The sequence below is a fragment of the Vibrio sp. 397 genome, from assembly GCF_033339395.1.
GTDB classification, from domain to species: Bacteria; Pseudomonadota; Gammaproteobacteria; order Enterobacterales; family Vibrionaceae; genus Vibrio; species Vibrio alginolyticus.
Window position 1 is genome coordinate 40,332 of the sequence record NZ_JAWOUN010000007.1, and the last position, 21,695, is coordinate 62,026.

The 21,695-nt window shown below is 44.8% G+C and carries 18 protein-coding genes; 12 read left to right on the forward strand and 6 right to left on the reverse strand.

What is annotated here, in order from left to right; translation table 11 throughout:
- Positions 1-153 precede the first annotated feature (153 nt).
- The 7 genes from R7P36_RS12795 to R7P36_RS12825 are packed head-to-tail and all read left to right on the forward strand — an operon-like array spanning position 154 to position 9,300.
- Positions 154-3,660: a T6SS effector BTH_I2691 family protein gene (locus R7P36_RS12795; protein WP_213899825.1), complete on the forward strand. Its 3,507-nt coding sequence runs from the start codon at positions 154-156 to the stop codon at positions 3,658-3,660.
- 3 nt (positions 3,661-3,663) lie between these two features.
- Entirely contained in the window at positions 3,664-4,611 is a 948-nt protein-coding gene (locus R7P36_RS12800) for a hypothetical protein (protein WP_213899826.1), read from the forward strand.
- Between the two features lie 3 nt (positions 4,612-4,614).
- Positions 4,615-5,553: a hypothetical protein gene (locus R7P36_RS12805; protein ID WP_213899827.1), complete on the forward strand. Its 939-nt coding sequence runs from the start codon at positions 4,615-4,617 to the stop codon at positions 5,551-5,553.
- A 3-nt stretch (positions 5,554-5,556) separates the two neighbouring features.
- Positions 5,557-6,501, forward strand: a complete 945-nt coding sequence (locus R7P36_RS12810; protein WP_213899828.1) for a hypothetical protein — start codon at positions 5,557-5,559, stop codon at positions 6,499-6,501.
- Positions 6,502-6,504: 3 nt separating this feature from the next.
- The gene (locus R7P36_RS12815; RefSeq protein WP_318099321.1) at positions 6,505-7,449 is read left to right on the forward strand and encodes a hypothetical protein; all 945 of its coding nucleotides are present in this window, start codon (positions 6,505-6,507) and stop codon (positions 7,447-7,449) included.
- A gap of 3 nt (positions 7,450-7,452) precedes the next feature.
- Complete coding sequence (locus R7P36_RS12820) at positions 7,453-8,352, forward strand: hypothetical protein (RefSeq protein ID WP_213899830.1); 900 nt, start codon at positions 7,453-7,455, stop codon at positions 8,350-8,352.
- A 3-nt stretch (positions 8,353-8,355) separates the two neighbouring features.
- On the forward strand, positions 8,356-9,300 hold the full coding sequence (locus R7P36_RS12825) for a hypothetical protein (RefSeq protein ID WP_213899831.1): 945 nt from the start codon (positions 8,356-8,358) through the stop codon (positions 9,298-9,300).
- Between the two features lie 133 nt (positions 9,301-9,433).
- Here the strand turns inward: R7P36_RS12825 and R7P36_RS12830 are convergent, their stop codons facing one another.
- From R7P36_RS12830 to R7P36_RS12840, 3 genes are read right to left on the reverse strand one after another with little or no spacing between them, the layout of a single operon-like run.
- Complete coding sequence (locus R7P36_RS12830) at positions 9,434-9,868, reverse strand: GtrA family protein (protein ID WP_213899832.1); 435 nt, start codon at positions 9,866-9,868, stop codon at positions 9,434-9,436.
- Positions 9,869-9,872: 4 nt separating this feature from the next.
- Positions 9,873-11,279, reverse strand: a complete 1,407-nt coding sequence (locus tag R7P36_RS12835) for an ArnT family glycosyltransferase (RefSeq protein ID WP_009706943.1) — start codon at positions 11,277-11,279, stop codon at positions 9,873-9,875.
- A gap of 2 nt (positions 11,280-11,281) precedes the next feature.
- The gene (locus tag R7P36_RS12840) at positions 11,282-12,322 is read right to left on the reverse strand and encodes a glycosyltransferase family 2 protein (RefSeq protein ID WP_115386170.1); all 1,041 of its coding nucleotides are present in this window, start codon (positions 12,320-12,322) and stop codon (positions 11,282-11,284) included.
- Positions 12,323-12,474: 152 nt separating this feature from the next.
- On the opposite strand from R7P36_RS12840, the gene R7P36_RS12845 reads away from it, so the two are divergent.
- Together R7P36_RS12845 and R7P36_RS12850 are read left to right on the forward strand one after the other, a co-directional pair.
- Positions 12,475-13,152 carry a response regulator transcription factor gene (locus R7P36_RS12845; protein ID WP_020197905.1) on the forward strand — a complete coding sequence of 226 codons (678 nt, stop codon included), beginning with the start codon at positions 12,475-12,477 and terminating at the stop codon, positions 13,150-13,152.
- A complete protein-coding gene (locus tag R7P36_RS12850) occupies positions 13,149-14,438 on the forward strand; it encodes a sensor histidine kinase (RefSeq protein WP_085569775.1) in 1,290 nt (429 codons plus the stop codon). The genes R7P36_RS12845 and R7P36_RS12850 overlap by 4 nt, the downstream gene beginning before the upstream one ends.
- 104 nt (positions 14,439-14,542) lie before the next feature.
- On the opposite strand, the gene R7P36_RS12855 is transcribed toward R7P36_RS12850, so the two are convergent.
- The gene (locus tag R7P36_RS12855; RefSeq protein ID WP_064354152.1) at positions 14,543-15,781 is read right to left on the reverse strand and encodes a leucine-rich repeat-containing protein kinase family protein; all 1,239 of its coding nucleotides are present in this window, start codon (positions 15,779-15,781) and stop codon (positions 14,543-14,545) included.
- Between the two features lie 223 nt (positions 15,782-16,004).
- On the opposite strand from R7P36_RS12855, the gene R7P36_RS12860 reads away from it, so the two are divergent.
- Positions 16,005-16,901 carry a 1-aminocyclopropane-1-carboxylate deaminase/D-cysteine desulfhydrase gene (locus R7P36_RS12860; protein ID WP_064354217.1) on the forward strand — a complete coding sequence of 299 codons (897 nt, stop codon included), beginning with the start codon at positions 16,005-16,007 and terminating at the stop codon, positions 16,899-16,901.
- Positions 16,902-16,940: 39 nt separating this feature from the next.
- On the opposite strand, the gene R7P36_RS12865 is transcribed toward R7P36_RS12860, so the two are convergent.
- Together R7P36_RS12865 and R7P36_RS12870 are read right to left on the reverse strand one after the other, a co-directional pair.
- Positions 16,941-17,483 (reverse strand): isochorismatase family protein, encoded by a 543-nt coding sequence (locus R7P36_RS12865; RefSeq protein WP_064354153.1) that lies wholly within the window; start codon positions 17,481-17,483, stop codon positions 16,941-16,943.
- A 150-nt stretch (positions 17,484-17,633) separates the two neighbouring features.
- Positions 17,634-18,494 (reverse strand): LysR family transcriptional regulator, encoded by an 861-nt coding sequence (locus tag R7P36_RS12870; protein WP_005376746.1) that lies wholly within the window; start codon positions 18,492-18,494, stop codon positions 17,634-17,636.
- 99 nt (positions 18,495-18,593) lie between these two features.
- Here R7P36_RS12870 and R7P36_RS12875 point away from each other — a divergent pair, with 99 nt between their 5' ends.
- Together R7P36_RS12875 and R7P36_RS12880 are read left to right on the forward strand one after the other, a co-directional pair.
- A complete protein-coding gene (locus R7P36_RS12875; protein ID WP_025625303.1) occupies positions 18,594-19,658 on the forward strand; it encodes an HlyD family secretion protein in 1,065 nt (354 codons plus the stop codon).
- A gap of 9 nt (positions 19,659-19,667) precedes the next feature.
- Positions 19,668-20,687, forward strand: coding sequence for a DUF2955 domain-containing protein (locus R7P36_RS12880; RefSeq protein WP_085569774.1), 1,020 nt, complete (start codon positions 19,668-19,670; stop codon positions 20,685-20,687).
- Positions 20,688-21,695 lie beyond the last annotated feature (1,008 nt).

Sequence of the window (21,695 nt, forward strand, 5' to 3'; positions counted from 1 at the left end):
ACAAAAAATGGTAAACACCAACCAACTTATTGGAAAAACAAACAATTATTTGATTGACGCAAAACCATAAAAATCTAACTCATTGATTTTTAATCACTTTATTTTGGTGCGATATTTGCGTAACAGAGTAAAACTCTTAAACATGGGCTAACGATGAATAATCCACTTCCCCCAAAAACTTCTATGTTCTGGTATGACAACAGCTATACCTATGAGGAGGCCGTTCAGGCATTTGAAAGCGATGGTACACTGAAATCGCTGAATATCGTTCCAACCACGGAATCCGATGATCTTGCTGGCTCCCCCCCAGAGCGCAGTATGTTTTGGGAGGGAGAAACAAAAAAAATCGATCCGCCACCGCCGTCTGAACCAGAACCTCTCAATTTAAAAACTGAGAAAGAAGCAACGGAAGCATCACCTGCGCACTTTATCCCAGTCCGCTATGCCATCGATCAGCTAGAAACAGAAGAGACACAACCTTTTGGTTTGCCTGAAGAATGGAAAGGCCAAGGCCCAGCCAAACTCAATACCGTTGGTTACACTCTGCGTCAACTGCGCGACGGTTGGCTGTATGTCTATGATGCAATCAACAAAAGCTTAGACGAATACGAAATCAAAGGAACGCAATTCACGCTCTATAAGTTGGGAGAATCAGAAAGCCCAAAATCAGAGCAGCGTGGGACACCACAAGATGCAAAACCCTTCCTTACTTACATCAACGGAAGCGTACTATCGATTTGCTTCTCTGAGCACCGGTGGACATGGCACACGTTCATGCGCGTACTTAACAATCCGAGTAATCATATCGATCGCATGCAAACCATTGTTCTGTCCTCAAACGAGAATCAGCACAACATTGCACCAATAGATAAGTTAACCCAAGTCGCTGATATTGAATCTTCTGCCGTCGATGATGGTCGCTTTGCGGATTCTGGCATCGCCACCAAAGCAGATGAAGATGGTTCTGTCTTTAAACCTGTCGCAGTCAAAAGCGATTTAACCTCTGCGATTCCAGAAGAAGAATCAGGCTACTTCGTCGCGATAAAAGATTACGCCGCAGACATTCAAGATATGTCACTACATTTTGTTGGTGCCGCAAGCCCTTACCGCCTTTTCACTGACCAGTTTTCAAACCAGTGGAACTTGATGCAGACCGCCATGCAACTGTGTATGTTTGGTGCAAGTGACGAGATAGACATGCCAGCTAGCGTTAAGCGTAACGGCGAAGAGCTGTCGTTTTATACCGACATGGCTGACTATTATGACTCTTCTCACCAACTTGATTTGGCAGAGCAGAACAAAAGCTCAGTTCAGTCCGGCTATCCTGCTAAATTTTCCGCTGGAGCGATTGAATCACACCAACATACCCAAAGTGACATTGCTAAAGCGATACAGGACAAATATCGAATTTCTGCGAGCCGTTTTGGTAAATACGAACAATGGATAGCGACTGAACGCTGGCGTCAGCAGCTCAACTGGAAGCAAATGCTGAGCGAGATGCAAGAGCTGTCAGAACAAAAAGAAACCATGCTAGCCCAAGTGGTTTCGGTCAAACGCGACTTTATCGCAGTAATGGAGTCCTTAACGCCGCATCATCTCGAAAGAACCTTCGACCTATACAGCGAAGACACGCAGTACAGCTTGTATCAACTACACAAGCAAGCGGTTGAGTCATTTACTTTGGTGATACAAGAAGAAGACCGACAGTGGGCTGAAAGCCAATGGGAAAAACCAACCAGTTTACTTGCTCTCTATGCCTCTGGGTTTAGTCGTAGTTTATTTAAAGTGATGGAGAAGAATATTACAGAGGCGCTTGATGAACAGTCGATCGTCTCAGACAATCCTGAACCTGATAATCAGTTGATGGACCAGATATCTGATACCAGCAACCGCGTGAATATGTACTCTAAGATCATGGACTTTGTTTCCAACCCAAACACTACGGAAACAGCCTTTCTCAAAGATATCGCCAAAGGTTTCCAAGAGCTGGATATTATTTTTAAATCTGCAATAGGTGCGCTTGCAAAAGGCGTTGTAGAGTTTGGTGTTAGCATGACCTCACAAGTATCAATTTCGCTGATGCCTGTTTTCGCTAAACCTCTGAACCGTCATAGCTATTATTTATTTGCCGTTATTGCAGAACATATGGCACACAATATGCCCGTAACAATAAAAGAAGGTTACGCTCACGATTTTAAAAAATGGAAAACACGCGTAAATGATTATCTGATTAAGCTCGAAAAAAACGATGCAATCATTGCTGACTTCCAGAAAAATAACCGCAAAGCTGACTCTAAATACACAACAGCTTTAAAAAATAAAAAGACTATTAAGAAGGCTCTCGCTGTAGCTACATTGGAGTACCCGCAGTACATTGAGTTACCTGATGATCTACCTCAAAGAACCATCGAGCTTAGAACGCGGATCGTGATGAATAAGCTCAATGATTTGAATAAACTGTTCGAGAATGCCGGTGGTCTAGGCTTTCTGGCATTAGTATTTAACTGCATCGCGCTTGGTGATGCCATGAGCAGTATCCAAGACACAGGGTTAACATCCTCAGATGAGTTCTTGGATATCCAGCAAAAGCTTTTTTATACAGTCAACGCTTGGACGGGTATTCGCACCGGTAAACTTTGGGACAACGTAAGAGTAGATAAAACGCTACGAGCACGTTCTTTATCTGCCCTAAAAGAAATGGCGAAACGTGATACCACAATACCTATTTCTTCTTTGAGTGATCTTAAAATTTTCAACAAATGGCTTGCGGTAACAGGAATAATAGGTGCTTTAGCTTCAGGGATAGAAGCTTACCGGTCGTTACAACAACTTGATAGTTTGAATGGCACTGCAAAAATTGCGGGATACTTCAACTTTTCTTCTTTAGTTGGACTTACAGCAGTAGGGACCTTTCAAACTGTAGGAGGAATAACTGGCGTATGGTCAGCAAACGTTCTTTTCGGTGGGCCAATCATGTTTGTCATTATGGGGCTAACTGCAATTTACCTTTTGAGCAACTATGTAATGAGCAAGTTCAAACAAGACGATTTTCAAAAATGGTTAGATAAATTACCGTGGGGATATAATTCCGCCAGATCACAATGGAGTCAGTCTCCAGATCTGTTAGAACGAGAAAAACACAACTCTTCATTAGTACAAAAGGCACTATTTGATTTACAAACCATCATAGATACACCATCAATCTACCAAGTGCCAATGATGCGGGTTGTTCCCAATTCATCAACGCAATACCCATCAGCAATGCAGGAGCTGTTTGGTATTGAGTTGCATATCCAAGTTCCTACCAAAATAGCAAGAGATGGAATTAAACTTCGGACAAATACTTCTGTAACTAAGGGAGAATTGATATCAGGAACTTGGTACACCGGAGTAGATCTAGAAACCTTGAATAGCCCGATGAACTCCACAAACTCTCAAAGCGTGTATAAATTGAGTTTACCTATGAAAGACTCAGCTGACTATCTAGCATTTGAGATAGAATACATCCTCGATGATGAAAACGAATTAAGCCGTAAGTACTGGTTCCAAAATAATGCAAAACAGCGTGCAACTTATACGGCGATTTCAGACAATACTAAACAAGCAACGATCAGAAGTTCATTAACTTCAGATACTAGTGAACTTAGCTTACAGGAGTAACCCTTGGCTTATTTACCTTTTTACATCACGCCAGACGAGTTTTCGTCTTATCAAGAAGAACAAGAGCAACAAATTCTAAAAGGGAAAGAGCTCACAACCTGGCACAAGCACGATATTGAAGAGCCTTTTCGATACTTATACCTATCGATTGCTATAGCCGCAGTCAGCCCATTATTTTTCCTTACCTACTTTCTGCACGATAGTAGTCAGATGCTCTTGACCTACATATTATCAGGCTTAACGATAATCATGTCCGGTGTTTCTTATCTTACATTTGGTTTAGACAATCGTTATGACTACACCATATCCGAGCAAGGCATGGTCTTGAGAAAGAGACGTGATCTCCCTACTTGGGTGAACTCAGCAGCGCAAGTGATGGGTTGGTTTGGAGCAGTAGTCTGCGTATTTATGGTAATCGCAGTAGGACCAATGGCTCTAGTCGGTGCTGGTGGATTTATTTTAGTTTCATTTCGCATGCTGAAGCGCCAACCTGAAGAAGAAACTGAGGTACGAGTGGGGCTTCGCAAAGATTCATTGTTTGCTCAATACAACAAACAGCGAAAACTAATTGTGATTTATCACAAATTTGACGACTGCTATTTCTTTGACATTGAGCATAAAGAAGTCAGTCGAAACCAAACTCGTGGTCGAAGTTATATATTTTGCAAAACTGAATCAGAAGTGGATTACTTGTTGAAGTTGTTAGTTAACAAGTGGAACATCGAATGCTCTGAAGAAAACAACATTAAACAGCTTTTCAATACAGGCCTAATGTACGAAAAACTTCAAGATATTCCAGTAAGAGGAACTAAATATCTACTAAGCGAAGTAGATAGCCTGAGAAATAAGAATGCCACATTACCCGAACTAAAATACTTGCGTGGTGACTTATGGCTAAGCGAAGCGGAAATCGACCAGCGCAAAGCAGAACTGAATACAACCAAGGAGTAACCCTTGGCATATTCACCATTTTACGTCACCCCAGAAGAATTAGCAGTTTATCAAGAGGCGCAAGAGCAAGAAATACTCGCAGGCGATAATGTCAGAACATGGCACAAGTATGATGTAGAAGAACCATTTCGCTATTACTTTAAACTTTTTGCGCTTCCATTTGTGATCGCTCCATTCCTATTAACTTTGTTTATACACACGAGTGACACGGTTGACGTAACTATTTTTTCTTTTATTTTGTCGGTGATTGTATCTGGAGCCTTTTACCTTACGATTGGCCTCGACTATCGCTATGACTATATTTTTTCTGAGAAAGGCTTTGTGATGAAGAAACGTCGCAACATGCCTAACTGGGTGAATACCGCCACGCAAGCCGTTGGCAGGATAGGTGCAGTGGTGTGTGTGGTGATGGTAGCGATGGTTGGCCCGATGGCGTTAGCTGGAGCTTTTATATTAGTCTCCTTTAAAATGCTTAAACGTCAGCCTGATGAACCAACAGAAGTGAGAGTTGGAGAGCGTGAAGATTGGTTGTTTGCCGACTACAACAAAAAGCGCAAAGTGATCCAGTTCTACTTTAAGCAGGATAAGTGTGAATATATCGACACTGCTCACAGAACTATTTTCCGTTCACACAGTAGATCCGATTGCTACGTATTTTTCAAAACTGAAACGGACTTAGAATCGATGGTAAATCAGTTAGCTACGGAATATAAGCTGGATTGTACAGAGGTAGATGACCACAAAAAGCTGTTTGAATCGAAGCCAGAAGCTAGACTATTTAACATTCCTGTTTGTAATAGAGAATATCAAACCGATGAGGTATTTGATTTAAGGGCTTCGAACGCCCCTCTCCCAGAGCAAGAATACCTTTACAACGGCAAGTGGCAAACCGAATCTGAGATTGAAAAATCTAAATCTGAACTAACAACAGCCAAAGAGTAACCCTTGGCTTATTTACCTTTTTACATCACGCCAGACGAGCTTTCGGCTTATCAAGAAGAACAAGAGCAACAAATTCTAAAGGGGAAAGATCTCACAACCTGGCACAAGCACGATATTGAAGAGCCTTTTCGATACTTATACCTATCGATTGCTATAGCCGCTGTCAGTCCATTATTTTTCCTTACCTATTTCCTACATGATAACAGTGACATGATCTTAACTTATATTTTATCGGGTCTAACGATAATAATGTCTGGTGTATCTTATCTGACATTTGGTTTGGACAATCGTTATGATTACATCTTGTCCGATCGCGGATTGGTTATAAAAAAGCGACGTGATTTACCGAATTGGGTCAACTCTGCGACTCAAACCATGGGCTGGATTGGAGCAATAGTTTGTGTCGTGATGGTTGGGGTTGCTGGACCCATGGTTCTTGCCGGAGCTGGTGGGTTTATATTGGTTTCATTTGGTATGCTTAAACGTCAGCCTGATGAACCAACAGAAGTGAGAGTAGGCGAACGAGAAGATTGGCTGTTTGCGGGCTACAACAAGAAAAGGAAAGTGATCCAATTCTATTTTAAGCAGGACATATGCAGATATCGAGATACTGCTCATAAGACTATCTTTCGCTCACAAGATAGATCAGATTGTTATGTTTTCTTTAAAACTGAAGCAGATTTAGAATCCATGATCGCGCAACTGTCAAAGGTCTACAAGCTGGATTGTACAGAGGTAGATGACCACAAAAAGCTGTTTGAATCGAAGCCAGAATCAAGGCTCTTTAGTATTCCAGTTTGTAGTAGAGAATATCAAACCGAAGAGGTATTTGATTTAAGGGCGTCAAATGCCCCACTTCCTGAGCGTGAATACCTTTACAACGGCAAGTGGCAAACCGAGTCTGAAATCGAACAATCAAAGTCTAAACTAACTACAGCTCTGGAGTAACCCTTGGCATATTCACCATTTTACATCACCCCAGAAGAGTTGGCAGTTTATCAAGAGGCGCAAGAGCAAGAAATACTCGCAGGCGATAATGTCAGAACATGGCATAAGTATGATGTAGAGGAACCATTTCGCTATTACTTTAAACTTTTTGCGCTTCCATTTGTGATCGCCCCATTCCTATTAACTTTGTTTATACACACGAGTGACACGGTTGACGTAACTATTTTTTCTTTTATTTTGTCGGTGATGGTGTCTGGAGCCTTTTACCTTACGATTGGCCTCGACTATCGCTATGACTATATTTTTTCTGACAAAGGCTTTGTGATGAAGAAACGTCGCAACATGCCTAAGTGGGTGAATACCGCCACGCAAGCCGTTGGCTGGATAGGTGCAGTGGTTTGTGTGGTGATGGTAGCGGTCGTTGGCCCGATGGCGTTAGCAGGAGCTGGAGCTTTTATATTAGTCTCCTTTAAAATGCTTAAACGTCAGCCTGATGAACCAACAGAAGTGAGGGTCGGAGAACGTGAAGACTGGCTCTTTGCTGATTACAATAAGAAAAGAAAAGTAATTAAGTTCTTTTTTAAGCATGACACATGCGAATATATTAATATAGAACATACTAAGATTTCACGCTTACACAACCGATTCCACTATTACGTATTTTTCAAAACCGTGTCTGACTTAGAGTCTATAGTCAATCAGCTAGCCACGGAATATAAGCTTGACTGTACAGAAGTCGCCGACCACAAAAAGCTATTTGAAGCTAAGCCAGAGGCTAGACTGTTTGGTACGCCAGTTTGTTATAAAGAATATCAAACCGATGAGGTATTTGATTTAAGGGCGTCAAATGCCCCGCTCCCAGAGCGAGAGTACCTATATAACGGCAAGTGGCAAACCGAGTCTGAAATCGAACAATCAAAATCTGAACTAACTACAGCTCTGGAGTAACCCTTGGCTTATTTACCTTTTTACATCACGCCAGACGAGCTTTCGGCTTATCAAGAAGAACAAGAGCAACAAATTCTAAAGGGGATGAATCTAACAATCTGGCACAAGCACGATATTGAAGAGCCTTTTCGATACTTATACCTATCAATTGCTATAGCTGCTGTCAGTCCATTATTTTTCCTTACCTATTTCCTACATGATAGTAGTGAAATGATCTTAACTTACATTTTATCGGGGCTGACGATAATCATGTCTGGTGTGTCTTATCTGACATTTGGTTTGGACAATCGGTATGATTACACCTTCTCCGATCGCGGGTTAGTTATAAAAAAACGACGTAATTTACCGAATTGGGTAAACTCCGCGGCTCAAGTCATGGGCTGGATTGGAGCTATTGTATGTATATTGATGGTTGCGTTTGCCGGACCTGTGGTTCTTGTCGGAGCCGGGGGTTTTATACTGGTTTCGTTTCGAATTCTAAAGCGACAACCAAATGAGGAGACTGAAGTACTTGTGGCTCTCCGTGAAAATTGGCTTTGTTGTGAATACTGCAAAAATAGAAAAGTAATCGAACTATATCATAAACACGATGACTGCTCGTACCAAGACACTGCTAAAACAACGGTAACAAGATACCACTCTATTGGAAGTTCCTATCTATTCGTCTCTTCACCAAAGCAATTAGAGGAAACCTTAAACATGCTTAATCAAGAGTTTGAACTGGATTGTAAAGAAGTCCCAAAAGCGAAAGACTTATTCGATTTCTCGAAACTTCCAGAAATATACAAAACAACGCCATTCCGCGGGACACATTACCCGTTAGAAGCAGTGGGAACGTTACGAACATCAAACGCTCCATTACCTGATTTAGAATATATATCTTCAATTTTAGCCAAGGAGTAACCCTTGGCATATTCACCATTTTACATCACCCCAGAAGAGTTGGCAGTTTATCAAGAGGCACAAGAGCAAGAAATACTCGCAGGCGATAACGTCAGAACATGGCATAAGTATGATGTAGAGGAACCATTTCGCTATTACTTTAAACTTTTTGCGCTTCCATTTGTGATCGCCCCATTCCTATTAACTTTGTTTATACACACGAGTGACACGGTTGACGTAACTATTTTTTCTTTTATTTTGTCGGTGATGGTGTCTGGAGCCTTTTACCTTACGATTGGCCTCGACTATCGCTATGACTATATTTTTTCTGACAAAGGCTTTGTGATGAAGAAACGTCGCAACATGCCTAACTGGGTGAATACCGCCACGCAAGCCGTTGGCTGGATAGGTGCTGTGGTGTGTGTGGTGATGGTTGCGGTGGTTGGCCCGATGGCGTTAGCAGGCGCTGGTGCTTTTATATTAGTCTCCTTTAAAACGCTTAAACGTCAGCCTGATGAACCAACAGAAGTGAGTGTCGGAGAACGTGAAGACTGGCTCTTTGCTGATTATAATAAGAAAAGGAAAGTAATTAAGTTCTTTTTTAAGTATGACAGGTGCGAATACCAAGATACTGCTCAGGAGATTACTTTTCGCTCACAGGGACGATTTTATTGTTACATTTTCTTTAAAAATGAAGCGGAATTAGAATCCATGGTCACGCAACTGTCAGAGGTCTACAAACTGGATTGTAAAGAGGTCAATGATCATAAAAAGCTGTTTGAAGCGAAGCCTGAACCTAGACTTTTTACGACTCCCGCTTATTATCGAGAATACCCTACCAATGAAGTGTTTGATTTAAGGGATGCGAAAGCGCCACTCCCAGAGTGTAAGTATCTTTACAACGGCAAGTGGCAAACCGAGTTTGAAATCGAACAATCAAAATCTGAACTAACGGCAGCCAAGGTATAAACCTTGGCTTATTTACCTTTTTACATACCCCATGAAAAGCTTTAGGTTTACTCTGATGTACAAAAAGAAAAATTGGTTCAAATAACGAATTTTTAACTCGAGGATAGGATAGTAAGCCCGAACCTTTCTATCCTCAACTAAACACCCATTTTGCACTGAGCAAATAATTACTCATCATGCCTGCCAATATGCCTAAGCTCAAAGCCAAATAGACCATCATTCCTTGCGTTCCTAGCGCGAGCGTTACGCCTTTAAACACAATAAAATTCGGCAAAGCACTGATACAGGCACTCATCATAGACTTTTTCCATTGAGCGAAAGGGTTGGTTTTTTCTGCTTGAGAGAAAGTCAGCCAACGATTACCAAGCCAAGTCGTGGTTGCCGCAAATAAAAATGCTATCCCACGAGCCAACATCAGCTCCAGACCAAACCAATGGAACAACACAGAAAAGATAAGGGTGTCGACCATAAAGCCGACACCACCTACTAGAGCAAACCTTGTTAACGAAGCAAACCTTTCTAACGAAGCAAACCTTTCTAACGAAGCAAATTTTGGTAATTTGCCCATTCCGCTATCCAACCACACAGGTGTAGAGTGAGCGTTTCGACTTTGCTGTGAACTCGTTGGTACAACTCAACGCATTTTCATGAATCATGCTATCCACTTGCTGCGATTTACCAATCAGGTGGAATTTCTTCAGATTGTTTAAGTCATTCTTATCTTCAAGCTTTTTCGCCTGACCATGACTATAGAACTGGCCTGAGAACGGGCGCTTACCAATATAAAAGACCGGAGCGTTGTCATTAATTTGCGCGAAGATGATGCGGTCGCTGCGACTGTCTGCTTTGCCCATATTCAAAACCAACATCGCAATCATAAGCAGGGCTGGCAACACCGCTGCCGTTCCGGTCAGCCATTTGAAATCGTGTTTATCCACCAGCATTGCAATCAAGATCCCCAATGCAGGCACACCCGGTAGTACGTAAGCAGGCAAAATATTCCCAGCCATGGTGAACAAGATCATTGGTGAAATCAGCCAACACATCAGGAAGCTAAACAAACCTTGATGATCGGTTTCAATGGCTTTGAGCACCTTACGACGTTTCCACGCCAAGATAGGCAATACGATTGACCAAGGCGCAGCCGATTGTAGCCAGAATACCCAGATCATCCCACGTGGTTGGTCATGAGCAGAGCCATACAGGTCCCCTTCCCAACCGCTGACAACAAAACGCTTAAAGTGCTCGCCAACAATGAAGTAATCAATAAATCCAGGCGTCGCCATTTCAGCCATGATGTACCACGGTAGAGCAATCGCCAGCATGAGCGCCAACCCCGACACAATTGGAAAACGCTGCCACAAGGCTTTGAAGGCACCGAAGAAACCATGCTGAATCACGAGCCAAGGAAACACTGCGATACCCATAATCACGATCGCCACTGGACCTTTTGCTAACAGCCCGCAAGCCAAGCCAAAGAAACCGAGGTAACCCCATAATCGGCTGTGTTTGTCTTTGCCAAGCCAGCAATAGTAAAAACCAACCATCGCCATCGTCATGGCCAACGTCAGTGCCATGTCGGTCATCACCGCACCCGCCGCAATTGAAAAGATGCCACACGTCGCCAGTACCAACGCTGCGATGACAGCATTAAAGCCAGCGCGATACGCCATGAAAGCAACAAAAACAATCGTCGCAACACCCGCCAACCAATGAGGCGCGCGCACTGCAAATTCATTCAATCCAAACAGCTCAATGCCATAAGCACTCATCCAAGTGAACAGCGGTGGCTTCCCCCAAAAAGGCACGCCGTAATCAAACTGTGGGGTAAGCCAATTGCCGGTTTCCACCATTAAGCGCGCCATTTCGCCGTAGCGGGCTTCTGTGGTGTCCATCAAAGGGTAAGCAGCAAGTGAAATAAGACGGAGTAAAAGAGCAAACGCCAACAACAACCACAGATGGGTTTTATTAATACTCATGATTACGCGGTTTCTCCCAGTTTAAACTTCATGGTTTGGATGGATTGATGTTTTGCAGGCTGCTCGTAAACAGACTGAACAAGATAAAGAGGACGTTGCTTGGTCTCGACAAAAATGCGGCCAATGTATTCGCCCAAAAGGCCAATCGACAGCAGTTGCACACCGCCCAATGCAAGTTGGACGACCATCATGGATGGGTAGCCAGTGACAGGCTCACCAAACACAACGGTTTTTATCACTATGAATGCGCCATAGATAAAGGCACTGAACGCCACTAACGCACCGGCAAGTGTCGCTAAGCGCAAAGGACGAATGGAAAACGAGGTAATGCCGTCCATTGCAAGGCCAATCAGCTTGAGGTAGTTCCATTTTGTTTCACCACAGAAACGAGCGTCACGCTCAAACTGAACCGTCACTTGCTTGAAACCCGGCCAAGAAAAAATACCTTTCATGTATCGGTTACGTTCCGGCAGCGCATTGATGTGTTTGACCACTTTTGCGCTCAGTAGACGGAAATCGCCCACGTTCTCCGGCACATCCAATTTCGCCATGCTATTAAGCACTTTGTAAAAGCAAGCGGCCGAGAAGCGTTTGAACCAAGTTTCACCGTGGCGTTCACTGCGCTGCATGTTCACCACGTCATACCCTTCACGCCATTTTGATACCATTTGCGGGATCAACTCCGGTGGGTCTTGCAAGTCGGCATCAATCACGATCACCGCTTCACCTTGGCAGTGTTCCAGACCCGCACTCATGGCGGACTCTTTGCCAAAGTTACGGCTTAATGCAATACAACGAACGTCGCTAGAAGATTGAGAAAAGTTTTGCGCGATCATTAGGCTGTCGTCTTTGCTGCCGTCGTCCACATAAACGATTTCACAGCGTTCTGGCATTTCATCCAAAACGGCGGCTAAACGACGATGAAATTCAGGTAAGACTTCTTGCTCGTTAAAGAATGGCACCACAACAGACAAAACTGTTTTAGGCTCAGTGTGTTGGCTCACCTTTGAAAAGGTTGCAGCGTGAATGTTGAAGGTTGACATGCTACTCTTCCACTAAATCCGATGAATGAATCCAGTCTACAAACATCAACGTGAAAGAGATGTTATTGACATCTTTTTCACGCCCTTAGTGAATAATGTTCGGTTAAAAAGAAGTCTTATTTTCGAACACCTGCCCACTTGGAGAGAAATACATGAAACGCGTACTTTTAGTCGAAGATAATCGAGAAATCGCAGGCATGCTGTTCGATTATTTTGAGTGTGCAGGTATGGAACTCGATTATGCAGACAACGGCGAGCTCGGCCTGAAACTGGCGATGGAAAACACCTTCGACATCATCTTGCTCGACCTCATGCTGCCACGCATGGATGGCCTGACCATGTGTAATAAACTTCGCGATGCGGGCAACAACACACCAGTGCTTATGCTGACGGCGCTTGATAGCCGTGACGATATGCTCAAAGGCTTCCAACATGGTGCCGATGATTACCTGACTAAACCTTTCGATCTGGATATTCTTGAAGCGCGTATGATGGCACTGATCCGCCGTTACCGCGGCACTGTCGCGTCGAGCAAGTTGGAATATGGCGAAGTCTCTATCGACCAAAAAACGCGTAAAGCTTACCGCCAAGATAAACTGTTGGCGCTAAACCCCACCACTTACACCATTCTGGAAATGCTTGTGAAAAGCGCGCCAGACGTAGTAACACGTGAAGAAATCGCCTTCCAACTATGGCAAGAGAACGAGCCGAACAACGACGTTCTGCGCAGCCACATTTACCAACTTCGCAACCAACTTGATAAGCCATTTGAACAACATGTGCTGATCACCGTGCCGAAAGTTGGCTTCCGCTTGGAGACAGTTGCATGATCAATCGCTTACTTGCTAGCACGCAAAGCACACAAAGTATGACAGGGCGACTCGCTCTGTTTTTCTCTTTTGTGTCGGTCGTGATTGGCATCTTCTGCTTTTTGTTGATTACCGGCTCCCTGCTTTGGTCTGAAGACCGCGTGGGTGAGCGTCGTATTATGGTCGACAAAAAAGAAGCGATTGAACATTTCCAGTCCCACCCAGAGCAAGGCAGTATTCAGCTTGACCTGCTCACCACCGCATACAACGACATCTCATTGGTTGCCGAGCGCTACCAAAAATACCTAATAGGTCAAAAGCACTTTCTAGATGAAGTAGAAGATGGTGAATACTCGCGCATGGTTTACATGAGTACTTACACCTACAAAGGCGTTGAACATCCTGTGATTCTGGTTTCCTTGATTGATGAAATCGAGATCACCTCAGAGGAATTCATTCTCGTTGTCGCTATGGTGTTGTCCATTGTCGCCGTGCTGGTGTTTCTGTTTGGTAGCCTGCTGCTGCGTTTATCACAGCGCTTGATTGAACCCGTCAATGCGCTTAAAACCCAACTCGATCACCACCAAGGCGATGCCACGCAGACCTTTAGTGTGCCTGAGGGCTCGGCCAAAGAGTTCCAAACCCTCGCGGATGAGTTGAATGAATATCGCCACAAAATCAACCAAGTCATCAAGCGCGAGCAAGCCTTTGCACGATACGCGAGCCATGAACTGCGTACACCGTTAACCGTGATGAAAGGCTCAAGTAGCTTACTGGCGAGAAGTGCGAACACGGATTTCCAGACCCGCCAAGTGAGCCGAATTCAGGATGCGACGCAGCAGATGTCGACCATGGTGGATGCCCTACTCGGCTTAGTGCGTTACGAGCGTAATGCAGATGATTCACCAGTACGCAGCATCACCGAAGAAGAACTCAACCAAATCATCTTCCAAAGCCAAGCTCAGGCGGATGAGAAAGCACTCAGCTTTGATGTACAGATCGACGGCAACCCAAGAACGCGCGCGACCAATGCCGTGTTGACCATTATTCTTGGCAACCTGATTCGCAACGGCATCGCTGCGACACCTTCGGGATCAATTCATATCAATATGGATGAAAACACCATCTCGGTGCGCGATGAAGGTGAAGGCTTTTCGACCATTCCACATTCTGATGGGCACGGATTAGGTTTGATGATTGTGGACGATTTGTGCCAACGCTATGGCTGGCAATTTAAGATTGGTACACATCCAGAAGGTGGTTGTGAGGCGGTGATTAATCTTGCGTCAGAGCATCAAGAGGCTTGATCAGAGTAACTTCCTCAGCGCCTAATTCAATTGAGAGGTATCTACTTTGCTAAGTATCAAACGAGCAATTCGATACCTCTTTTTAATTTCGATTGAATGAAATCTTATGCTGCAAGCGCTGCTAGTCGATTGAATGCTTGCGATGCCGATTCCGACGCCTCACACACAGAAAACATATCTTCGATAAAGTACTTCAACGCTCTAGATTCAATGGTTCGGATTGCCGCTTGCTGTTCGTCCGATAAGTAACCGTAAATGCTCGCCGCACCAAAATCGCCGAAGATCATCTCACCTTGCTCATTAACCAAAGTATTGTGCGCATACAAATCGCCATGGCACACCTTGTTGTCGTGCAGGTGATTAAACACGTCCACCATCTGCTCAACAATGGAATTGACTTGCTCGACCGTCAACGTAAAACCTTGTGGGAATGTATCTCGGGTGCAAGTTTCCAACGTTGGTGGCAAACCCAAGTTGTAGTAACAGTTTGGGATCAGCTCCATCACCAAAGCAAGCTCATTACCGTCATCCACTTGCGCGATGGATTTCACCAAGTTGTTGTGATGCCCGGCTTGCAAACATGCTTCAAGTTCATCATGTGGGTAGCCGTCGCTGGTCACTTCGCCCTTGAACACTTTCACCGCCACTTCATTCGGGAAGTCGTATTGAGCGTCAGTCCAGTTAGCATGAGAAATCACACCACTCGCACCTTGGCCAAGAACATGATTAAGCGAGTAACTGTTTGTCGTCACTTTCGGCACACTGTCTAACGAAGATGGGTGTTTGCAGAATGGGTTACCTGCGAAAGCAAACCATGCCAATTTAGGCAGCTTCATCAACACATCCGGGAAGTGCTCTAACTGGTTCGCAGATAAACGAATCAATTCTAAATTGACCAAGTTTTCCATGCTGTTTGGCAGTTGTTTGATGCGATTGCCCGCCAATGCAAGCTTTCTTAGGCGTGGTCTTTCACCCAGACTGTTTGGCAGAACTTCAATCTCGTTGTCGGTCAGAATCAACCAACGTAACTGAGTTGGTAGTGAGGCTTCACTCACCACTTTAATCTTGTTGGTTTTAAACCCAACCATCTCAAGGTTTGGCAATTTACCCAAGACCTCTGGCAGATGGGTGAACTGGTTGTTGGAAGCAAAGATGATTTTTAGCTTGGTCAACTGTTCCAACTCTGGTGGTAAATCTGACAGTGCGTTACCAGACAAATCTAACACTTCAAGCGTTTCTGCAAGCTCTAAAATTTCCATAGGAAACTCAGTTAGCCCTTCTGCCAACTTCAGTTGTTTCGTTCCTACTAATTGTCCTGTTTTTAATTGTTCTAGAGTTTGCAAAACCAAGCCTTCTGATTGAGTTGAAATAAGCGGCGTAGTTTACGTGGCTTGAAGCAGAAAGGCGAGCCATTGCATTACAGCCCCAGTAAAAGCGCGTCAAAACATCAGGAATAACCGAAATGGTTGTACTGAAACCCAGACTTTTTATCTGGGTTTAATGGCGTTACACTACGCGCCCTTTTTAAATGGCAAAGGTGACACGGTTTATTCCGTCAGCATCGACATGAAACTCTCAGAAAGTCCTATCACCCAACATAGCTTTAATGGGCACAAATTTTTCCTTAAACGTGACGACATGCTCCACTCCCACTTTTCTGGGAACAAAGCACGTAAGTTTATGACGTTAATGGAAGAGCACAATCCCGACATCACCACGTTAATAAGCTTTGGCTCCGCTCAATCTAATGCCATGTACTCGCTAGCGGCTCTCGCCCAGATTAAAGATTGGGCATTTGAGTTTTATGTTCATCACATTCCATCTTGGCTAAAAAGCTCCCCCATCGGAAACTATCGCGGCGCTCTCGATTTGGGTATGAAAATCACCGCCATGCAAGACATCGGTAGCGAACTCCACCCTAGTGAGTACATCCACCAGGTACGAAGATTAGATGAATCGACATTGCTTATTCCAGAAGGTGGACGTTCCCACCTCGCTGAAGCTGGCATCAAACAGTTAGCACGAGAAATTCTTGATTGGACGCGATTGAGAGGTAAAGAGCAGTTTGCGGTCGCCCTGCCATCAGGCACTGGCACGACGTCTTTATATCTTCATAAACATTTAAGTCCACACGGCATTGAAGTGCTAACTTGCCCTTGCGTAGGCGATGCAGATTACTTAACTGAGCAGTTCAACCAGCTCGGTGAAAACAGCCACCCAACCATTTTAACTATCCGCAACAAACACCATTTTGGTCGCTTGTACGAAGAAGATTACATCACATGGAAAGCACTCTTTGAGCAAACCGACCTCGAATTTGACCTGTTATACGACCCGTATATGTGGCAATGCCTCACCCCTTGGTTGGAAGAGAACACAGATAAAATGGTGATTTATATTCACCAAGGCGGGTTACTTGGCAACGAGTCGATGTTGCCAAGATATCAACGAGAATTTGAATAGCGTGTTCAGATAAAGTTGTTGTTGATTCCAGTGATTACTCTATTTGATGAGCGCCAGAATTTCTTTGAATTCAGGTGCTCGGCAATCTTCGACCATTTCATACAAACACATTTCTAGCCCAGTGAGCACCACACCGTTAGCGGTTAACTTCGCAAGAGCGAGCGCTTTATTGGCAGCGGTTCGGGAAGATACACAATCCGTGACTAATTCAACGCGATAACCGGACTGGCGCAGAGAAACCGCGGTTTGATAGACGCAAATGTGGGATTCAATACCGCAAACCAACCAGGTATCAACTTTCGCGTTCTCCACCGCGACCTTAAACGTCGCCTCTTTGCAACCATCAAACGTGTACTTGGTAATAGGTAAATGCGTGCTTTCAAGCACTTCACGAATCGGCTCCGCGGTTGGGCCCAACCTTTCTCGATTCTGTTCTAGCCACAGAATAGGCAAATCTAGTGCTTTGGCACCCTTTACCAGTTTCGTGATATTTTCAATCAGTGCGTCGCTTTCATGCATTAATGTAGCGAGTTTGCCCTGAACATCCACCACAATCAGGCCCGTGTTTCCTTTCGATAACATTTCCATCTCCTATCTTGTGCGACCACAAACCATACTCAACAAGTTGAGCAACAGTTAATGTATCAGAACCCTTTCATGTTAGAGCAATAAAACCTAGAAAGATGACCTTCGCTCACACATTTGCCCTTAGGTAAGTGTGGTTTGAACTGACTATTTAAATTTCTCTCGAATTAGCTCAATCAAGGCTTTGACTTTATTGGGCAGAAATAAGGCCGAGGGATAAATCAGAGTAAGATGCTGCTTCGGATGCGCGAATTGAGGCAGCACCTCGACCAACAAACCGTCTCTCAGTGCAGGCTTGGAATGAATTTGAGGAATAAACGCGATGCCGTTTCCTGCTATCGCCATCGAGCGCAGCAAGTTGAGGTCATCCGAACGCAACGCCACATGCAGATCTGAATCGAGCAAATCGGCATTGTAACGATTAGTTAAAAGGCGATGCTGCTTAAGATCTTCCACCGTTTTTACTGGCGGATGCGATTCTAGATAGGCTTTTGACGCAACAAAGTGACTACGATAAGGCAAAAGACTGAACTGCACATAGCTGTCATCGGTGACTTTGACCACGCTCGGAAGAAGCTGTAAATCAAACGATTGACGCTTAAGATCGACACTCTCTTGATGGTTTTCAATCTCGACCGAAATCTCCGGATACCGCGTTGTGTACTCGGTGATGATCGCGTTAAACGCGGCAGAGCTCATCAATGCGGAAGGAATGGCTAAACGCACCTTGCCCGTCAGCTCTTGTTGATATTCGTGCATGGCATTTAAACCTTGCTGAATATGGTCAATAGGCTGCCCCACCAACTCAAACAAGCGTTTCCCGTGCTCCGTCAACTCAATGCTGCGTGTTGTGCGGATCAAAAGCTGTACCCCGAGCGATTTCTCTAATTCTTGCAGGCGACGACTCACTTTTGAGCGTTGTAGTTGATTCGCCTCTGCCGCTGCACTTATACCGCCGTGAACCACCGTCTGAGTGAATAGGTAAATATCATCAAAACTAACGTTCATTGTCCTATTTTTAGGTCATTTATGTTCGTATTATCATTCTACTGAATTGTGAGTGACTTCTCTATAATTCGCTATCCAATATGTTTAACGGAACTTGTAATGACGGCTGACCAAAAATTCAAACACTGGATGCGAACTTTGATTGTCCTGTTCATCGTACTATTTTTGTACATTATCATTGCTGACCGCCACGCCCCCTTAACGACCGAAGGACGAGTGCAAGGATACGTTGTCCAAGTCGCACCCGAGGTATCTGGTAAAGTGACCGACGTTCTCATCGAGAATAACCAGTCCGTTCAAAAAGGCGATGTGTTGTTTACGATTGATGATCGTAAATACAAGATAGCGCTTGAACAGGCGGAGCTGTCTCTGCAATCCGCCTATGAAAAAGAAGCAACGCTGTATTCTCAACGCGAAGCCGCTCTTGCCAATATTGCCCGCGCACGAGCGACATTTGATAATGCACACCGCGAGTACAACCGCTTACTGACACTATCGAAGCAGAAAGTCATCTCTCAATCGACACTCGATAATGCCTTTGCCCAAAATCAGGTATCACGTGCAGCGCTTAAAGCGGAACGACAAAACTTAAAAGTCATTGAGGCGCAATTAGGCGACCAAAAAGGTCAAAGCACCGCCGTTCGAATTGCCAAAAACGGCATCGAAAAGGCGCAACTTGATTTGGCAAATACCGCGGTACTCGCTCCCAGTGATGGTGTCGTGACCAACCTGCAACTAGAAGTTGGCACGATGGCAAACACCAACATGCCATTGCTGACGTTTGTACCAACAGGATCACTCTGGGTAGCCGCTGATTTTCGTGAAAAATCCGTCGCGAACGTAGACAAGACTTTCCACGCCTTGGTCACATTTGATGCCAACCCAGGTTCGGTGTACGACTTTGATTTAGCTAGCCGCGATTACGGTGTAGCAGCCGCACAACAAACGCCTAATGGCGCACTAACCAAAGTGGAAGTGAACAACCGCTGGGTACGTGATGCGCAGCGTACACGAGTGAACCTAACCAGCAGCGAAGAGTTACCACCAGCACTGTTTGTCGGCTCTCGCGCTACCATTGTTTTGTACCCAGACAACAGCATTTTCTGGCAGTTGATGGCGCAAGCACAGATTCACCTCGCAAGCTGGTTCCACTTCATTTACTAGGCGGCGACAATGAAAACCTTACGAATTTGGTTCGGCTGCTCTTTAGGGCTCGCGCTAAGCATGATGTTCGGTTGGTCTTACGGATTTTTTGCCATCATGATGCCGCTGTTTATATTGGGCAGAATGGACAACTTTAATCTTTCGGCTTTATTGATCGTGTTTTTCTCTGCGGTGTGGACAACCATACAAGCCACATTTTTGCTGGAATACTTGCAGTTTCATCCAACATTAATGACCGTAGCCGTCGGAATCATGATGCTGTTCAAGTGCATTGCAATGATGAACCAGAAAACCTATTTGTTTGGTTACATGGGGCTGTTAGTGGGTTCAATTGTGTTGAATTTTGCCAGCTATAACTTCATGGATATTGAAGAGTTCAATGTCAACATGTGGGTGATGGCGTTCAGCAATATTTTTGTTTGCGCATTCGCGTATTGGTTGTTCCCGGAGCCAAAATCCTCCGCCGAACACATTGAGATGTCGACCCCAGTGAAAAGCGATATTGACTACATCAGCCAAGTTGCCATGGGTTGGGTAGTGGCGATGGCGGCGTTTATCGTATTCCAAGTAGCGGACTTATATGACTCGTTATCCGCACAAGCTTCCATTTTGATCATCCTAACCCCAATGACTTTAGCGGGCTCGCTCGCCATGGCAAAAATTCGCATCATCGGCACCGCACTAGGCTGCATCGCAGGGATGGCTGTTCAGCTGATATTGGGCAGTTGGTATGGGCATGGGCTACTCTTTTGGCTCGCCTTTACCATTGCAATGGGGCCATCCTGCTTGTGGCTCACAAAGGGGCAAATTAAAGCGGCTATCGCGTTTTCTGCCATGTCTGCCCTATCGGTTCCGCTGACGACTTCATTGGTGCCAGAACAAAAAGACGCGTTCTTTTCGATCTTGTACCGTTTCAGCTCGATTTTCGTTGCGGTTCTGCTCACCGCGATGGTGATGTGGGTGGTGCATCACTGGATTCGTGTGATGTTGCTAAAGCATCCTGAGATTAAGAACGTGGAGTTGAGTTAAATCTGGCCGAGGCTGGAAACGGGAAATGTATGCCGCTCACTTTACTGTGAGCGGCATTTTTATTTAAAACGGTCGCCCTGAACATCGAGGAACGAGCGTGGTTCAGGATCTACTCACCGAGTGCTGTGAAGTTCTAAGGTTATCGCCATTTCCTAGCGAGCTGTAACCCGATTCCTAGTCTCGTTTAAACTCGCTAGAATGACCCTAGGTATTGGAGCTGCTCCAATACCTAGGGTTGTGGCGAGCGATGTATCTTCCAACACCCGTCATCCTAAACAGCGAGGGACGAGCGTGATTAAGGATCTACCCACCGAGTGCTTTGAAGTGCGAAAGTTATCGTCATTTCCTAGCGAGCTGTAACCCGATTCCTAGTCTCACTTAAACTCGCTGGAATGACGCTATCTTGAAACTGCTCTAATACCTAGGGTTGTGGCGAGCAATATATCTTCCAACATCCGTCACCCTGAACATCGAGGAACGAGCGTGATTCAGGATCTACCCACCGAGTACTTTGAAGTGCGAAAGTTATCGCCATTTCCTAGCGAGCAGTAACCCGATTCCTATTCTCATTTAAACTCGCTGGAACGATCCTATCTTGGAGCAGATCCAATGCCTGGGGTTGTGGCGAGCAATGCATTTTCCAACATCCGTCATCCTGAACAGCGAGGGACGAGCGTGATTCAGGAGCTACCCACCGGGTGCTTTGAGGTTCGTAGACTATCGCTATTTCCCAGCGAGTTGTAATCAGATTCCTAGTCTCGTCTAGACTCGCTGGAATGACGCTATCTTGAAACTGCTCTAATACCTAGGGTTGTGGCGAGCAATGCATTTTCCAACATCCGTCATCCTGAACAGCGAGGGACGAGCGTGGTTCAGGATCGACTCACCGAGTGCTGTGAAGTTCTAAAGTTATCGTCATTTCCTAGCGAGCTGTAATCAGATTCCTAGTCTCGTCTAGACTCGCTGGAATGACCCTCTCTTGGAGCAGATCCAATACCTAGGGTTGTG

Bases quoted from the DNA above. Each gene is read 5' to 3' on its own strand.
- R7P36_RS12795 (WP_213899825.1), top strand. From the start codon at position 154: ATGAATAATCCACTTCCCCCAAAAACTTCTATGTTCTGGTATGACAAC.
- R7P36_RS12830 (WP_213899832.1), bottom strand. From the start codon at position 9,868: ATGGGCAAATTACCAAAATTTGCTTCGTTAGAAAGGTTTGCTTCGTTA.
- R7P36_RS12835 (WP_009706943.1), bottom strand. From the start codon at position 11,279: ATGAGTATTAATAAAACCCATCTGTGGTTGTTGTTGGCGTTTGCTCTT.
- R7P36_RS12840 (WP_115386170.1), bottom strand. From the start codon at position 12,322: ATGTCAACCTTCAACATTCACGCTGCAACCTTTTCAAAGGTGAGCCAA.
- R7P36_RS12845 (WP_020197905.1), top strand. From the start codon at position 12,475: ATGAAACGCGTACTTTTAGTCGAAGATAATCGAGAAATCGCAGGCATG.
- R7P36_RS12850 (WP_085569775.1), top strand. From the start codon at position 13,149: ATGATCAATCGCTTACTTGCTAGCACGCAAAGCACACAAAGTATGACA.
- R7P36_RS12860 (WP_064354217.1), top strand. From the start codon at position 16,005: ATGAAACTCTCAGAAAGTCCTATCACCCAACATAGCTTTAATGGGCAC.
- R7P36_RS12865 (WP_064354153.1), bottom strand. From the start codon at position 17,483: ATGTTATCGAAAGGAAACACGGGCCTGATTGTGGTGGATGTTCAGGGC.
- R7P36_RS12870 (WP_005376746.1), bottom strand. From the start codon at position 18,494: ATGAACGTTAGTTTTGATGATATTTACCTATTCACTCAGACGGTGGTT.
- R7P36_RS12875 (WP_025625303.1), top strand. From the start codon at position 18,594: ATGACGGCTGACCAAAAATTCAAACACTGGATGCGAACTTTGATTGTC.
- R7P36_RS12880 (WP_085569774.1), top strand. From the start codon at position 19,668: ATGAAAACCTTACGAATTTGGTTCGGCTGCTCTTTAGGGCTCGCGCTA.